This is a genomic window from Staphylococcus sp. CoH_129_LAB_1 (assembly GCF_058191515.1).
The window spans coordinates 1-398 of sequence record NZ_JBXWKZ010000071.1 but is presented as its reverse complement, the minus strand read 5'-3'; the positions used below and the strand labels follow the sequence as shown (position 1 = coordinate 398).

The 398-nt window shown below is 37.9% G+C and carries 1 pseudogene; it reads left to right on the top strand.

The annotated features are described in order from the left end of the window. Positions 1–398 (top strand): annotated as a pseudogene (locus AC2FB1_RS11160) (hypothetical protein); the annotation flags it as partial.

Below are 398 nucleotides of genomic sequence, written 5' to 3'. Positions count from 1 at the left end.
TATAATAATGAAATGGCTAAAATTCATGATGAACTTGAAGCAGCGAAAACAGAAGCAGATAGAGTGATTCATGATGATAATGCGACACCAGCTCAAGTGACAGCGGCTATCGTAAAAATAGATGCAGTACAACCTAAGTTAGACAATGCCATTAGTTTACTTCATGACAAAGAAAATAACAGTGAATTAGTGAAAGCAAAAGCAAAATTAGATGCAGCAACTGGTGAAGAAGATCCAACACTAGGAATGACACCAGCAACAGCTGATAACTATAGAGCGAAGAAAACAGAAGCAGAACGAATTAGTTCAGAAGCCCAAAGAGTGATTGACAACGGTGATGCGACAGCTGAAGAAATCAGAGATGAGAAAGCAAAAGTAGAAGAAGCATTAACTCGTTT